This window comes from Janthinobacterium sp. NKUCC08_JDC, from assembly GCF_019345575.1.
GTDB lineage: Bacteria > Pseudomonadota > Gammaproteobacteria > Burkholderiales > Burkholderiaceae_D > Janthinobacterium > Janthinobacterium aestuarii.
In genome coordinates this window covers 72924-88357 of record NZ_JAHKQW010000002.1, presented here as the reverse complement: position 1 = coordinate 88357, position 15434 = coordinate 72924, and the positions used below count along the sequence as shown (strand labels likewise).

Genomic DNA, 15434 nt, shown 5'->3' with positions numbered 1-15434 from the left:
CGCCCTGATCGGCGCGCTGACCTTTGCGGCCGAGGCGTATTATTCTTAGGAATGAAATGCAGACATGAAAAACCCGGCTGATGCAGCAATGCACAAGCCGGGTTTTTTTAAGCATACTTCAGACTTTCCGCGCCTGACAAAACCGTAGCGAGCGGAAGGGAGCTGCGGTCGAGAAGCGCAACTGTACGAAGGTACAGTGAGCATCGCAGGCCGTAGATCGCGACGCGCAGTAGGTTTTGGCTGGCGCTCTCAGTCCACCTTGACTTCGACTTTCCTGGGTACGCCGCTCTGGCCGGGGAAGTCGGCAAAGGCGCTCGCCACCATGGCCGGCATCACTTGCGACGTGGCGCGCTTGTTGCTGGTCGATTGCACGGTCACGTCGTACAGTTTCTTGCCGTTGCGGTCATTGATCGTGATGCGCAGTTCGCGCTCGTATTTATGGCGCACGCTTTCTTCGAGGTCCAGCGGACCATACCAGTAGGGGTTGTAGCCGAAGCGGCCATAGCCTGGCCATGCGCCGTAGCGGTAGCCATAGCGGCCAGGCCAGTAGCCTGGACCATACCAGAATGGATCGGTGGCTTGCAGCACGCGCTCAGGATAGTCGACGGTGGAGAAATGCATCGCCACGCGCAAATTGGCTGCCGCAGGGCCGGAAGCTTCGCCAAAGCCGTGCTTGGCCAGTTCCGCGCGCACCAGGTTCTGGTAGCTGCGGTATTCCAGCGTGTCGTTTTCCGCCGCTGGCGCTTCAAACGCATACGATTTGTCCTGTAATTGCGCAGGCCACTCATGAAAGACGGTGACATCGCTGCGTATGGTGGTGGCGCATCCGGTCAGCAACACGGTCAATGCGGCCATCATGATGGTGAGATAACGTTTCATTGCATGACCTCCTGATAGTAGACACAATTCATCGCTTAGTATTATAAGAATAGTTCTATTTGTTTCTATTCATTATTACAGAATGTTACCGAGCATGTCGGCGTGTAAGGGAATCCAACATTCCTGAGCTGAATCGCGACTATCGGGGGCTGGTGTTGGTAAAATAGGCTTTTGCCTCCGCTCCCACCCAAATCCCTATGCGCACAGACAGCCCTCAGACGATTTACCGCAAAGATTACACGCCGCCCAGCTTCCTGGTCGACAGCGTCGAACTTGGTTTCGATCTTGATCCCGCCCGCACAGTGGTGGCGAGCCGGATCCATATGCGCCACAACCCGGCCAGCGCCAGCCGCAGCATTGAATTGCACGGCGAACATATCGAACTGGTGATGGTACGCCTGAATGGCAAGGTGCTGAAGCCGTCGCAGTACAAGCTGACGGCCGGCATGCTGACCATCCCCAAGGCGCCGGACGAGGTGCTGCTCGATATCGAGACCGTGCTGGCGCCGCAGGACAACACGTCGCTGTCGGGCCTGTACGTATCGAACCATAATTTCTTCACGCAGTGCGAAGCGGAAGGCTTCCGCCGCATCACCTTCTTCCCGGACCGTCCGGACGTGATGGCCAAGTACACGGTCATGCTGCGCGCCGACAAGGAACAATATCCGGTGCTGCTATCGAATGGCAACCTGATCGAAGAGGGCGACCTGGGCGACGGCCGCCATTACGCCAAGTGGGAAGATCCGTTCAAGAAGCCATCGTACCTGTTTGCCCTCGTCGCCGCGCGTCTGGTGTGCCAGGAAGAGTGCTATATCCTGAAGTCGGGCCGCGAAGTGCTGCTGCAAGTGTGGGTGGAAGACGGCAACCTCGATAAGACCGACTACGCCATGCAGTCGCTGAAAAACTCGATCCGCTGGGACGAGGAACGCTTTGGCCTGGAGCTGGACCTGGACCGCTTCATGATCGTTGCCGTGGGCGACTTCAACATGGGCGCCATGGAAAACAAGGGCCTGAATATTTTCAATACCAAGTATGTGCTGGCCAATTCGCGCGTGGCGACCGACGTCGATTACGCGGGCATCGAAGCGGTGGTGGGCCATGAATACTTCCACAACTGGACCGGCAACCGCGTGACGTGCCGCGACTGGTTCCAGCTGTCGCTGAAGGAAGGCTTGACGGTGTTCCGCGACCAGGAATTCTCGGCCGACATGATCGGCACGGACACGGGCCGCGCGGTCACGCGCATCGACCAGGTGCGCACCCTGCGCCAGGCGCAGTTCCCTGAAGATGCGGGCCCGATGGCCCATCCCGTGCGTCCCGACTCCTTTGTCGAGATCAATAACTTTTATACGGTCACCATCTACGAGAAGGGCGCCGAAGTGGTGCGCATGTACCAGACCCTCGTGAGCCGCGACGGTTTCCGCAAGGGCATGGACCTGTATTTTGAGCGCCACGATGGCCAGGCCGTCCAGTGCGACGATTTCCGTGCCGCCATGGCCGATGCGAATGGCCGCGACTTCACGCAATTCGAGCGCTGGTACAGCCAGGCCGGCACGCCGATAGTAAAAGCCTCCACGCGCTATGACACGGCCAGCCGGACGTTCGAGCTGACCCTGGCGCAAAGCTGTCCCGCCACGCCGGGCCAGGCGAAGAAACTGCCGTTCCACATTCCCGTCACCGTCGGCTTGCTGGCTGCCGATGGCCGCGACCTGCCGCTGCACGTCGATGGCGTGGCAGCCAATGGCGCCACCAGCGTCGTGCTGGAATTGACGCAGGCGTCGCAGACTTTCCGCTTCACGAACGTGGCGGAAGAACCTGTGCCATCGCTGCTGCGCGATTTTTCCGCGCCCGTGGTGCTCGAATACGGCTATACCGACGCGGAACTGCTGCACCTGTTCCGCCACGACAGCGATCCCGTCAACCGATGGGAAGCGGGCCAGCGCCTGGCCATGGAGCGGCTGCTGAAACTGACGGGCGCCGTCGCCGCCGGCGAGACCCTGGCGCTGGACGACACCTTCATTGCAGCGCAGCGCGCCTTGCTGGCCGACGACACGCTCGATCCCGCCTTCCGCGAGCTGGCCCTGATCCTGCCGTCGGAAACCATCATCGCCGAGCGCATGGCGCAAGTCGACCCGCAAGCGATCCACGCGGCGCGCCAGTTCATGCGCCGCACCATCGCGGCAGCCCTGAAGCCTGAATTGCTGGCGCAGTACCACGCCAACCAGACGCCGGGCGAGTACAGCCCGGACGCCCTGTCGGCCGGCAAGCGCGCGCTGAAAAACCTGGCCCTGTCGTATCTGCTGATCGCGCCTAAAGCGGCGGAGCTGGACCTGGCGCGGCGGCAGTTCGACAATGCCGGCAACATGACGGACCGGGCAGCAGCGCTGGCGGCGCTGATTCATTCCGGCTCGCAGCCGCATGCGCAGGCGGCTTTGACCAGCTTCTATAGCGATTTCGAGAACGAAGCGCTGGTGGTCGACAAGTGGTTCGCCATGCAGGCGGCCGCGCCCACGACCGATGTGCAAGCCGTGCGCCAGTTAATGACGCATCCGGCCTTCACCTTGAAAAATCCGAACCGCGCGCGCAGCCTGATCTTCAATTTCACCAACGGCAATCCATCGCAGTTCCATGCACAGGACGGCAGCGGCTACGCCTTCTGGGCCGAGCAGGTCATCGCGCTCGACGCCCTGAACCCGCAAGTGGCTGCCCGCCTCGCGCGCTCGATGGACCGCTGGCGCCGTTACGTGCCCGCGCTGCAAGGCTCCATGCGCGACGCGCTGGAAAAAGTCGCCGGCCAGGCCAGTTTGTCGAATGACGTGATGGAAGTGGTCAGCAAGGCATTGGCCAATTGATTGCACGTCGGATTACGCCCTGCGGGCTAATCCGACCTACGCGCATGCATGGGCATTCATCATTTTGTAGGTCGGCTTAGCGCCAGGGGCGCGTAAGCCGACAGGCACCGAACGAGACGTATTTAAAACTAACGAAGGGGTTTCATGAAACGCATCAGTCTTACGCAATACCTGGTTGAAGAGCAGCGCTCGAACAACAGCATTCCGGCCGAACTGCGCCTGCTGATCGAAGTCGTCGCGCGCGCCTGCAAGACCATCAGCCACGCCGTCGGCAAGGGTGCGCTGGGCGAAGTGCTGGGCACGGCCGACACGGAAAACGTGCAGGGCGAAGTACAGAAAAAACTCGACATCATCTCCAACGAGATCCTGCTCGAAGCGAACGAATGGGGCGGCCACCTGGCGGCCATGGCGTCAGAAGAGATGGAATCGATCCACCCGATCCCGAACCGCTATCCGAAGGGCGAATACATGCTGCTGTTCGATCCACTCGATGGTTCGTCGAACATCGACGTCAACGTCTCGATCGGCACCATCTTCTCCGTGCTGAAAGCGCCGGACGGCATGGGTCAGCCGACCGAGCAGGACTTCATGCAGGCAGGCAGCAAGCAAGTGGCGGCCGGCTACGCCGTGTACGGCCCGCAAACCATGCTGGTGCTGACCTTCGGCAATGGCGTGAACTGCTTCACCCTGGACCGCGAAATGGGTTCGTGGGTCCTCACGCAAAGCAATATGCAGATTCCGCCGACGACGAAGGAATTCGCCATCAACATGTCGAACGCGCGCCACTGGCATCCGCCCGTGAAGCGCTATGTCGACGAACTGCTGGCCGGCGACACTGGCCCGCGCGGCACCAATTTCAACATGCGCTGGATCGCCTCGATGGTGGCTGACGTGCACCGCATCCTGAACCGCGGCGGCATCTTCATGTACCCGGCCGACCTGCGTGACACGTCGATGCCGGGCAAGCTGCGCCTGATGTACGAAGCGAACCCGATGGCCTTCATCGTCGAGCAAGCGGGCGGCGCGGCCACCGACGGCCAGCAGCGCATCATGGACATCGCCCCGCACAAGCTGCACCAGCGCGTGCCCGTCTTCCTCGGTTCGAAAGACGAAGTGGCCCGCGTCACGGCCTACCACGCTGAGTAAAAAAACCGCACTTTTCCACGATTTTTAGCGGCGCGCAGCCAGGCCGCTAAAAAAATGCAAAAAAGTTCGCGTTGACACTAGCAAATTTTGTGCATTGTTTGTAGAATGTGGGTCTTCGCCGTTGTAGCTCAGTTGGTAGAGCAGCACATTCGTAATGTGAAGGTCGCCAGTTCGATTCCGGCCAACGGCACCAAGTTTCATCAGAAAACCCGCTTACTTGCAAAAGTCAGCGGGTTTTTTGTTATTTGTCGCTTTCCTGTTTCAGATCCACTGGTCGTTCTCCACCGTGCGTTCGCCCGCGCCGCCGTCGCCCGTGTTGACCACGCCGCGCGGTTCGATCAGCAGCAGCCTCGTTTCGGCAAGGGCGCACGGCTTGTGTTCGACACCCTTGGGCACCACGGCCAGCTGGCCGGCAGTCAGCACGATGGCGTGTCCTTCCGCATAGCCAGGGCCGCGCACGGCGATGCGCAATTCGCCGTCCAGCACGATGAAGGTTTCATCCGTGTCGGCGTGCCGGTGCCACTGGAATTCGCCCAGTACCTTGACGACCTTGAATTGGTAGTCGTTCATTTCGGCGATGACGCGCGGTTGCCAGTGCCCGTCGATCAGGTCGATCTTGCCTGCCAGGTCGATGGATTGGCCCTGGCCGCGCGTGGTGGTGGTAATGGTAGTGTCTGGCATGCTGTGCTCCGTTCAAGTGGCGATGCAGCCAGAATACGCAGGTGCTTGCCGGCCGTATTGAACGATCGTGGGTGTTTTCAGCGTGTGCTGGCGCCGCCAGCATAGCGCAGCCAGCGGCCGGGGGTGATTCCATGGGTTTTCAGGAAATGCCGCGTCATGTGGCTCTGGTCGGCAAAGCCTGCCGCCATGGCGGCCGAGGCGAGCGTGGCGCCACCCAAGAGCAGGCACCGCACCATCTCCAGACGCCGCATCGTCAGATAGCGGTATGGGCTGGTGCCATAAAACACGCGAAAGTCGTGCGACAGGCTCCAGCGGTCGCGTCCCGTTGCCGCTTCCAGTTCCTCCAGGGTGACGGCGCGCGTGCAGTGCGCCTGCAAGTAGTCGCGCGCGCGCCGCGCCGCCAGGAAGTCGCCTTTTGGACGCTGCGCCGGCGTGCCGGCCGCCGCCGCCAGCGCATGCGCCAGTTCGGCCAGCGCCTCGCTCTGCTCCAGCGCTTCGAGCGGATGGCCGTCGTGCGGCAGCAAGGCGCAGGTGGCTGTCGCCAGGCGGGGATCGGTCGACACGCCACCTTCGATGAAGGGCAGCGCGCGGCCGCCCAGCACGTCCTGGAACAACGCCGGTTCGATATACAGCATGCGGTAACGGAAGCCGGCGTCGGTACCCGCCTGGCCATCGTGCGCCTCGTCGGGATGCAGGATCATGGTATTGCCGGGCAGGCTGTCGCGCTGGCCGCGGCGGTAGCTGAAACGCTGCACGCCGGCCAGCGTGCGGCCGATGGCGTAGGTATCGTGGCGGTGCATGGCATAGGCCTTGCCCTGGAACCACGCCTCGATGCGTTCGATTCCCTGTACCGGTTCGGCGCACTTGACCCAGTCGCCAAGCGCCGGCGCTGATGCTCGCTTCATGGTGTCTGTTCGCAGATGCCTGCCCTGGTTGCGGAACGAAGACTGTACGCGCCGCGCGCAGGGCTGTCCATGAAAACCGTGCCTCAGAAGTTGTGCTTGATGCCCAGCGCCACGCCCGACAGGGTGGCGCCTGCAGCACCTGTTTCGCGTCCGAGGCTGTTGATGGCAAAGCCGGCGATGCCGTTGCGGCCGTTGGCCAGCCGCGTGTAGTAGGCAAACAGGCTGCTGCGTTTCGACAGCTGGTAGTCGTAGCCGATGGTGGCGTGGGTGGCGCCCGTGCCGGCTCCCGCGCGCACGGTGCCGATGGTTTCCAGCGCGCTGCCGGTGGCGCTTTGCGCGTGGGCCAGGCCGACACGCAAGCCATGGCGGCCGAACTGGCGCGTGGCGGAGGCATACACCGTGCGCCGGCGCAGCTCTCCCGTCGCTGTGGCATAGCGCAGGCTTTCCAAGGCTAACGCCAGTTGCGTGGCGCTGTCGATCCGCCACGCGATGGCCAGCTTGCTGCCACGGTCGCTCAAGCCCCGTCCCTGGTAGTCGTGGTGCTCTTCATGCGCCAGGCTGGCGTACAGGTCGCCACTGTCGTAGAGCAGGGCGGCCGACGTCAGTGACGGATGCGCACCGTTGGCCGGCCGTTCTTCCGCCATGCCGCGCGCCACGCGCAGCGACCAGCCCTGCCACTGCGGCGTCCAGTAATGGACGCTGTTCTGCTGGCGCCGGTCGAACGAATATGCGTTGCTGGTATTGTTTTCGGTGGCGCCCGCGCCATTGCCCATCAAGCTCATGTAGCCCGCCGTGGTGGGGTAGAACGGGTCGAGCGCCGAGGTGGCGCTGTTGTAGGGCAGGGTCCAGTTACCGGCAAACAGCGTGCCCCACGGGCCGGCAATGCCGACGCGCGTGTCGCGCGCGGCAATGGAACCCGCGCCCGTGTCAGGCGACAGGGTGCCCTCGACCTGGAACAGCGCCTGCCAGCCGCCGCCCAGGTCTTCGCTGCCGCGAACACCGAGTACCGAGCGGTTGTTGGACAGGCGCTGCACGCTGTCGCCGCTACCGGACGAGCGCAGCGCTTCGAGCGCCACGTTCAGGCGGCCGTACAGCTGCACATTTTCCTGTGCCGTAGCGGGCAGGGCCGCCGCCAGTGCCAAGGCACCGGCGGCGCATGAAAACACGCGCGCCATACGCACCTCAGAACGCAAAGCAGCTGCACCCCAGCGCGCCCCAGAAGCCGGAGTGGCTGGACACGGGTACGGAACTCTTGCGCGCCACGTCGTGGGCGTGGGCATGCACGCCGCAGGCGCCCTGGCACTGGTGCTGCTGTATGACGCTGGTTTTTTGCGGCGGCGCGGCGCGGTAGTGGCCGGCCACGTTTTTCACGGGCGACCAATCGGGCAGCACGGGAATGGCAGGCGGCGCCAGCTTGGTAAATTCCGCCTGGCCGTAGACGATCTTGCCGCCGACGATGGTGAGCACGGACTCAATCGACTTGATCGCCTCTTCATCGATGCTGAAGAAATCCGCGCTCAGCACGGCCAGGTCGGCCAGCATGCCTTCCTGGATGCGGCCCTTCTTGCCTTGCTCGCTGGAGAACCAGGCGCTGCCCGCCGTCCACAGTTCCAGCGCCGTGTCGCGCGACAAACGGCTGCCCGCGTCGTACAGGCGCAAGCCGCCCACCGTGCGGCCCGACACCAGCCAGTACAGCGCCGTCCACGGGTTGTAGCTGGCGACCCGGGTGGCGTCCGTGCCGCCGCCCACGGGCACGCCAGAGGCAAGCATGCGGGCGATGGGCGGCGTGGCCTTGGCCGCTTCCGCGCCGTAGCGGTCGACAAAATATTCGCCCTGGAAGGCCATGCGGTGCTGAATGGCGATGCCGCCGCCCAGCGCCTTGACCCGGTCGATGTTTTTCGGCGTGATGGTTTCGCAGTGGTCGAACATCCAGTGCAGGCCATCGAACGGGATATCGCGGTTGACCTTTTCAAACACCGTCAGCATGCGCTCGATTGATTCATCGTAGGTGGCGTGCAGGCGGAAGGGCCAGCGTTTCGACACCAGGTGGCGCACGACCTTTTCCAGTTCGTCGTCCATGCCGGGCGCCAGGTCCGGGCGCGGCTCTAGGAAATCCTCGAAGTCTGCGGCGGAAAACACGAGCATTTCGCCGGCGCCGTTATGACGGTAGTAATCGTCGCCCTGGCCCGGCGTGACCATCTCCGTCCACTTCTGGAAGTCTTGCAGTTCCGCGCCCTTGTTTTGCGTGAACAGGTTGTAGGCGATGCGTATCGTCAGCTGCTCTTTTTGCGCCAGTTCCTCGACCACCGCGTAGTCTTCCGGATAATTCTGGAAGCCGCCGCCCGCGTCGATGGCGCTGGTCAGGCCCAGGCGGTTCAGTTCGCGCATGAACTGGCGCGTGGAATTGACTTGCAATTCGCGCGGCAGGGTTGGACCCTTGGCCAGGGTCGCATATAAAATCATGGCGTTCGGACGCGCGATCAGCATGCCCGTGGGGTTGCCGGCCGCGTCGCGCACGATTTCGCCGCCGGGCGGGTTCGGCGTATTTTTATCGTAGCCGACCACGCGCAGGGCGGCGCGGTTCAGCAGGGCGCGGTCGTACAGGTGCAGGATGAAGACGGGGGTGTGCGGTGCGGCCGCGTTGATCTCGTCCAGAGTCGGCATGCGCTTTTCTGCGAACTGGAATTCGTTCCAGCCGCCGACGACGCGCACCCACTGCGGGTTCGGCGTGCGCAAGGCTTGCTCTTTCAGCATGCGCAGGGCGTCGGCCAGCGACGGCACGCCTTCCCAGCGCAATTCCAGGTTGTAGTTCAAGCCGCCGCGGATCAGGTGCAGGTGCGAGTCGTTCAGGCCGGGAATCACGGTGCGGCCACCGAGGTCGATCACGCGGCTGTCGGGCGCGCGGTGGCGCATGACGTCGTCTGCGTCGCCCACGGCGAGGAATTTGCCGTCGGCGATGGCCACCGCGCTCGCTTGCGGGCAGCTTTTGTCGACGGTATGGAAGCAGCCATTGAGCAGTATCAAGGGTGCGGCGGCGGGGAGGGTGTGTTCTGGCATGGTGCAGCTCCATGGTTGCGGTGCGGGGGAGGGCCGGCGTGCGCGGCGCGAAAGTCACGTCGGCCAGTGTAGCTGGCATTCCGCGCTTGAACACGGGCCAAAAGATCAGGTGAAGCGGGCCGCACTGGCCGAATGGCGGGGGCGCAGGCCGGCCGCATGGCTTACCATGCAGGCAGTGGCGCCGGGGCGCTTCCCTGGCGCGTTTTTTGTTTTTTAGTGCATTGCACGGTATCAGGAGTCATTCGATGGATCAGCCACCACACAGCCGCTTGTTCGGCACCAGCCTGGGATTTTTAGCCGGGTATGTCGATACCCTGGGTTTTATTGCCCTGTTTGGCCTGTTTACGGCCCATGTCACGGGCAACTTCGTGCTGATCGGCGCCGCCCTGGCGGACGCATCGCGCGCCTCCATCCTGCTGAAGTTTCTCGCTTTTCCCGCCTTTATCGCCGGCGTGGCCGTCACGCGCCTGATGGTGCTGGCCGTCGAGCGCCGCGCCGGCCCGTCGCTGACGCTGGCCATGCTGCTGCAGTGGGCCTTGCTGGCCGGCTTCATGGTGTTTGGCATCCTGGCCGAACCGATCGGCAAGGACGTCAGTTCCATGGCCATGGCGGCGGGCTTGCTGGGCACGGCCGCCATGGGCGTGCACAGCGCCACCAGCCGGCTGCTGCTGGCGCACCTGGCGCCCACTTCCATGATGACGGGGAACGTGACGCAGATCGTCATCGACACCGTCGACGTGCTGCGCGGCGCGGCCGATGCCGCCACCCATGCGCGCTGCGGCAAGTTCTTCTGGCCGCTGGCAGCCTTCGCCCTGGGCGCCATCGCCGCCGCCTTTGCCTACCTGGCTTTCGGCTTCGTGGCGCTGGCCGTGCCCTTGCTGCTGCTCGCCGGCCTGATCATCGTGCAGCACCGCAGCGGCCACGCGGCCGTGCCTGCCGCCTGACCGGCCGTGCGCCTGCCCGTCCTGGCCGCGCTGTGCTGGCTGCCCTTGCTGCTGCTGTTCAGCCCGCCCGGGCTGGCCATCGACGCGGCGCGCGGCATCCACCAGCTGCAGCACACCAGCTGGACGTCCAGGGATGGCGCACCGGACGATATCAGCGTCATCGCCCAAGGGGGCGACGGCTTCCTGTGGCTGGGCACTCATTCGGGCCTCGTGCGTTTTGACGGCCTGCGTTTCGCGCCCTTGCGCGCGCGCCAGGGCGCGTTTCCCGATACGGTGACCCTGGCCCTCAAGCGCGCGGCCGACGGCGGCATGTGGGTGGGCTGGCAAGTGGGCGGCATCAGCCATGTCAGGGATGGCGTGGTGCGCAATTACGGCGAGGCGCAGGGCGTGCGGCCCGGTTCCATCTGGGGTTTTGCCATCGACGCCACGGGCGCCGTGTGGGCCGCCGGCGTGGCCGGGGTGTCGCGCTTCGACGGCCGGCGCTGGCAGGCGATGGGGCCGGCGCAGGGCTACACGGCGCAAAAAGCCTCGGCCGTGTTCGCGGACCGCGACGGCAGGCTGGGCGTGTTCAGCGAAAGGGGCCTGTTTATCTGGCAGCCGGGCCAGGCGCGCTTTGCGCCGCCTGTGGGCCGCCTCGACTTGCGCGCGCCGCCGCAGCAGGGACCGGACGGCCGCCTGTATCTGCTGGAGCTGCGCGGCATCCGCATCATCGACTCGCTCGAGCGCTACGACCAGCTCGACCATCGCTGGATCTACCGCGATACGAGCGGCACCAGCGGCAGCATGCTGGTCGACCGCCAGGGCACCTTGTGGTTCGACAGCCAGTTCGGCCTGCACCGCACGCGCAGCGCCGGCGCGCTAGAGCTGCAACAGCTGGGCATCAGCAGCGACACGGAATCGTTCCTGCCCCGCGACGGCTTGAGCAATGTGCTGATCGGTTCCCTGTGCGACGACAATGAAGGCAATGTCTGGGTTGCCACGTATGCGGGCCTGGACCGCTTTCGCCAGGCCGCGCCCGTGATCCTCAGCGCGCGCGCGGGACCCGAGGCGCCCGAAACCTTCCGCGCGCAGCAGCTGTCGCCCGGCACCGGCGGGCGCATGTGGCTGTCGCGCGAAGGCGATGCGCCGCTGATGCTGGCGGCGCCCGACGGCAAGGTCTTGCGCGCGCCCGCGCTGGGGCCGATCACGGCCATCATGGCGGCGCCGGGCGGCATTCGCGTGGGCACCCGCGCCGGCCTGCTGCGGCTCGATGGCGACGATGGCCGCGTGCTCGAGACGATTGCCTATCCGCCGGAAGCGGCCGCCTTGAAACGGGTGCGCATGGCCGTGAACGCGCCTGACGGCAGCCTGTGGGCGATTTTCAGCGGCGCCGGCGTGTTCCAGTACGCCGACGGCGCATGGCGGCGCGAACCGGCCTTGCCCGAGGGCGGGCGCAAGGTGCCGCTGGCGCTGCTGGCCGATGCGGCGGGCCGCCTGTGGCTGTCCTATCCGGACGGCAGCGTGGCCGTGCTTGAGGACGGGCGGCTGGCCAGCTATGGTCCCGCACAGGGCCTGGACTTGGGCAAGGTGCCCGCGCTGCTGGAGACGGGCGGCCAGCTGCTGGCGGGCGGCCAGCATGGCCTGGCGCTATGGCGCGGCGGGCGCTTCGTGCCGCTGCGCGCGGCGGCGCCCGGCGTTTTCGATGGCGTGGTCGGCATGCTGCGCGCGCGCGACGGCAGCCTGTGGCTCAATACGGGCAATGGCGCCGTGCGTGTGGCCGCCGCCGAGGTGGCGCAGGCCCTGCGCGATCCGTCGCATCCCATGCAGGCGCAGTTGTACGATGGCGCCGATGGCTTGAACGGCAAAATGAGTTTGCTGCATAACGACTCGATTGCCGAAGCGGATGATGGCAGGATCTGGTTTTCGCGCCAGAGCGCGACCTTCTGGATCGACCCGCGCCAGCCGGCGCCGCCGCTGCCGGCGCCGCAGGCCGAGATCGGCGCATTGATGGTCGATGGCGAGAACATCGCTGCCGCCGATTATGAGCGCCTGCCGGCCGGCACGCGCGACGTGCAGTTCGCCTACAACGCCAGCAGCCTGGGCGCGCCGTCGCGCCTGCGCTTCCGCTACCGGCTGGAAGGGTATGACAGGGACTGGCAGCATGCGGACGAGCGGCGCCAGGCGCAATACACGGGCCTGGGGCCGGGCAGCTACCGCTTCCAGGTGATGGCCGTCAATGGCGATGGCGTGGCCAGCGCGGTGGCGCAATTGCCGTTCCGCGTGTTGCCCGCCTTTTACCAGACCTGGTGGTTCCGCAGCCTGTGCGCGGCGGCGCTGCTGGCGGCCGCGTATGGCGTTTGCCGCTGGCGTCTGGGCCAGCACGCCGCGCGCCTGCAGGCGCGGATGGAGGCGCAGCAGGCCGAGCGCGAACGCATCGCGCGCGAACTGCACGATACTCTGCTGCAGGGCACGCAGGCGATGATTCTGCACTTTCACAATGCCAGCATGGCCATCGCCGAGGATGATCCCGCGCGCGCCGCCATGCTGCGCGCGCTCGACGACGCCGACCGCATGCTGGGCGAAGGACGCGACCACGTGCACGACTTGCGCGCCGGCGACGATGCCGGCGCGCGCTGGAGCGCTATCCTGCAGCGCGAAGGCGAACGGCTGGCGGCGCAGCACGGCATCGTGTTCCGCTATGCGGAGGAAGGCGAGCCGCGCATGCTGCATGCGCGCGCCGCGCACGAAATCTACCGCATCGCCAGCGAAGCGCTGCGCAATGCCTTCCAGCATGCGCGCGCGCAGGTGGTCGAGGTGGCGGTGCGCTATGCGTGCGGCGGCATTGAACTGCTCGTGCGCGATGATGGCCAGGGCTTGCCGCCCGTGGTGGCGGCCAATGGACAGATTCCCGGACACTGGGGCATGCCCGGCATGCGCGAGCGCGCCGCCAGGCTCGGCGCGCGTCTGTCGGTGGGCGGGCGCGACGGGGGCGGCACGCAGTGGCACCTGCGGGTGCCGGCGCGCCGCGCCTGGCCGGTGGCGCAGGGCCCGCTGCGCCGCTGGTGGCAGCGCTGGCGCCGCTCAGGCGTCGAGGATGCCGCGCCGTAGCGCGATGGTGACGGCGTGGGTGCGGTCCCTGGCGCCCAGCTTGGCCAGGATGGTGCTCATGTGCGCCTTGACGGTTTCTTCCTTGATCTGCAGCAGGGCACCCGTTTCGCGGTTGGAATTGCCTTGCGCGACCTGCTTGAGTACGTCCAGTTCGCGGTTCGACAGCACGTCGCTGCACGCATACAGCGCCAGCTCCGCCTCGATCTCGGGCGTGATGTGGCGCCGCCCCGCGTGCACGTTCTGTATCGCCGCCAGCAATTCGTGGCGCAGCGCGCTTTTCAGCACATAGCCGCAGGCGCCCGCGCGGATGGCGCGCAGCACTTGCGTGTCGCCCTTGTAGGTGGTCAGCACGATGATGCGCGCCTGCGGATGGCGCGTGCGGATGGCGCCGATCGCGTCGAGGCCGCTCATGACCGGCATCTGCAAATCCATCAGCGTGACATCGGGCAGCAGCGCGTCAAATTGTTGTGCCGCCTGCTGGCCATCGGTCGCCTGGCCCACCAGTACCACGCCGGGAAAGGCGCGCAGCAGGGCCGCGATGCCGTCGAGCAGCAACTGGTGGTCGTCGGCGATGAGGACGCGTATCGGTGCCGTATCGCTGCGCATGATGTTGTCTGGCAAAGAAGAGTTATCGATCAAGAGTCGTCGGAACATGGTAAGCAAAAGGTATTTTACCGCAGCGCCCGCCCTCCTGTAGGAGCTATTTCCCAGAGGCAATCAACATGCCAGCCTATATTTAGATAGTGGTGCGGGCGCGCCGCCAGGCATACGATGCACGGCAGTACCCACTCAACCCCAACCTTCATGGATGACATCATGACCAATCCGAAACTGGAAGTCCTTACCCCCGACAATTGCCAGATCATCTTCATCGACCAGCAGCCGCAAATGGCGTTCGGCGTGCAGTCGATGGACCGCCAGGCGCTGAAAAACAATACCGTGGGCCTGGCCAAGGCCGCCAAGGTGTTCAACATCCCCACCATCATCACCACGGTGGAAACGGAAAGCTTCTCGGGCCACACCTACCCGGAACTGCTCGACGTCTTCCCCGGCAAGGATATCCTCGAGCGCAGCTCGATGAATTCGTGGGATGACCAGAAGGTGCGCGATGCACTGGCCGCCAACGGCAAGAAGAAAGTCGTCGTGTCGGGCCTGTGGACGGAAGTGTGCAACAACAGCTTCGCCCTGTGCGCGATGCTCGAAGGCGACTACGAAATCTACATGGTGGCCGATGCCTCGGGCGGCACCTCGAAGGAAGCGCACGACTACGCCATGCAGCGCATGATCCAGGCAGGCGTGGTGCCGGTGACGTGGCAGCAGGTGCTGCTGGAATGGCAGCGCGACTGGGCGCACAAGGCAACCTATGACGCCGTCATGGCCATCGTGCGCGAACACTCGGGCGCCTACGGCATGGGCGTCGACTACGCCTACACGATGGTGCACAAGGCGCCGCAGCGCATCCATGGCGAACACACGACCCTGGCGCCGGTGCCGGCCAAGTAATCGCCGCGCGGCTATGCCATGCGCCGCGCGCCTGACCGCGCGCGGCGTTTTTTTTCATCGAAAGGAATGCGCCATGAAGTTATATGTGATTTCGCTGGCCGTGGGCTTGTTGGTTGGCATCATCTACGCCGTCTTGCAGGTGCGCTCGCCGGCGCCGCCAGCCATTGCCCTGATCGGCCTGCTGGGCATGCTGATCGGCGAACAGATCGTCCCCAGCGTCAAGCGCCTGATGGCGGGCGAAGCCGTGACGGTATCGTGGCTGCGCAGTGAATGCGTGCCGAAGATCAGCGGCGTGGAAGCCAAGCCAACGCTGGCCAAGGCCGCGGCAAAGTTGGATGATGATGCAGCGTAAATGCTGGGGTCAGACCCGACGGGTCTGA

General features: G+C 64.9%; 12 protein-coding genes and 1 tRNA gene. 7 read left to right on the top strand and 6 right to left on the bottom strand.

Annotation, left to right across the window (positions count from 1 at the left end; all coding sequences use genetic code 11):
- Positions 1 to 249: 249 nt before the first annotated feature.
- Positions 250 to 879 (bottom strand): DUF4136 domain-containing protein, encoded by a 630-nt coding sequence (locus tag KO538_RS06375; protein WP_219327800.1) that lies wholly within the window; start codon positions 877 to 879, stop codon positions 250 to 252.
- A 197-nt stretch (positions 880 to 1076) separates the two neighbouring features.
- On the opposite strand from KO538_RS06375, the gene pepN reads away from it, so the two are divergent.
- From pepN to KO538_RS06360, 3 genes are all read left to right on the top strand, one after another.
- Positions 1077 to 3731 carry an aminopeptidase N gene (gene pepN / locus KO538_RS06370; protein WP_219327799.1) on the top strand — a complete coding sequence of 885 codons (2655 nt, stop codon included), beginning with the start codon at positions 1077 to 1079 and terminating at the stop codon, positions 3729 to 3731.
- 144 nt (positions 3732 to 3875) lie between these two features.
- Complete coding sequence (locus tag KO538_RS06365; RefSeq protein ID WP_034747152.1) at positions 3876 to 4877, top strand: class 1 fructose-bisphosphatase; 1002 nt, start codon at positions 3876 to 3878, stop codon at positions 4875 to 4877.
- Between the two features lie 117 nt (positions 4878 to 4994).
- Positions 4995 to 5070 (top strand) — tRNA-Thr (locus KO538_RS06360).
- Positions 5071 to 5138: 68 nt separating this feature from the next.
- Here KO538_RS06360 and KO538_RS06355 read toward each other — a convergent pair.
- The 4 genes from KO538_RS06355 to KO538_RS06340 form a co-directional block, all read right to left on the bottom strand.
- Complete coding sequence (locus KO538_RS06355; RefSeq protein WP_219327798.1) at positions 5139 to 5558, bottom strand: cupin domain-containing protein; 420 nt, start codon at positions 5556 to 5558, stop codon at positions 5139 to 5141.
- A gap of 77 nt (positions 5559 to 5635) precedes the next feature.
- Positions 5636 to 6463, bottom strand: coding sequence for an AraC family transcriptional regulator (locus KO538_RS06350; RefSeq protein WP_219327797.1), 828 nt, complete (start codon positions 6461 to 6463; stop codon positions 5636 to 5638).
- Between the two features lie 83 nt (positions 6464 to 6546).
- Positions 6547 to 7638: a porin gene (locus KO538_RS06345; RefSeq protein ID WP_219327796.1), complete on the bottom strand. Its 1092-nt coding sequence runs from the start codon at positions 7636 to 7638 to the stop codon at positions 6547 to 6549.
- Positions 7639 to 7645: 7 nt separating this feature from the next.
- Positions 7646 to 9520 (bottom strand): amidohydrolase, encoded by a 1875-nt coding sequence (locus KO538_RS06340; protein WP_219327795.1) that lies wholly within the window; start codon positions 9518 to 9520, stop codon positions 7646 to 7648.
- Positions 9521 to 9765: 245 nt separating this feature from the next.
- On the opposite strand from KO538_RS06340, the gene KO538_RS06335 reads away from it, so the two are divergent.
- Both KO538_RS06335 and KO538_RS06330 read left to right on the top strand, forming a co-directional pair.
- Positions 9766 to 10464 (top strand): YoaK family protein, encoded by a 699-nt coding sequence (locus tag KO538_RS06335; protein ID WP_070301353.1) that lies wholly within the window; start codon positions 9766 to 9768, stop codon positions 10462 to 10464.
- 6 nt (positions 10465 to 10470) lie between these two features.
- Positions 10471 to 13551 (top strand): sensor histidine kinase, encoded by a 3081-nt coding sequence (locus KO538_RS06330; RefSeq protein ID WP_219327794.1) that lies wholly within the window; start codon positions 10471 to 10473, stop codon positions 13549 to 13551.
- Here the strand turns inward: KO538_RS06330 and KO538_RS06325 are convergent.
- Positions 13525 to 14157 (bottom strand): response regulator transcription factor, encoded by a 633-nt coding sequence (locus KO538_RS06325; protein ID WP_070301487.1) that lies wholly within the window; start codon positions 14155 to 14157, stop codon positions 13525 to 13527. The genes KO538_RS06330 and KO538_RS06325 overlap by 27 nt on opposite strands.
- Before the next feature lie 210 nt (positions 14158 to 14367).
- On the opposite strand from KO538_RS06325, the gene KO538_RS06320 reads away from it, so the two are divergent.
- Both KO538_RS06320 and KO538_RS06315 read left to right on the top strand, forming a co-directional pair.
- The gene (locus KO538_RS06320) at positions 14368 to 15054 is read left to right on the top strand and encodes a hydrolase (RefSeq protein ID WP_034747885.1); all 687 of its coding nucleotides are present in this window, start codon (positions 14368 to 14370) and stop codon (positions 15052 to 15054) included.
- A 73-nt stretch (positions 15055 to 15127) separates the two neighbouring features.
- Entirely contained in the window at positions 15128 to 15406 is a 279-nt protein-coding gene (locus KO538_RS06315) for a XapX domain-containing protein (protein WP_034747181.1), read from the top strand.
- Positions 15407 to 15434: the final 28 nt, after the last annotated feature.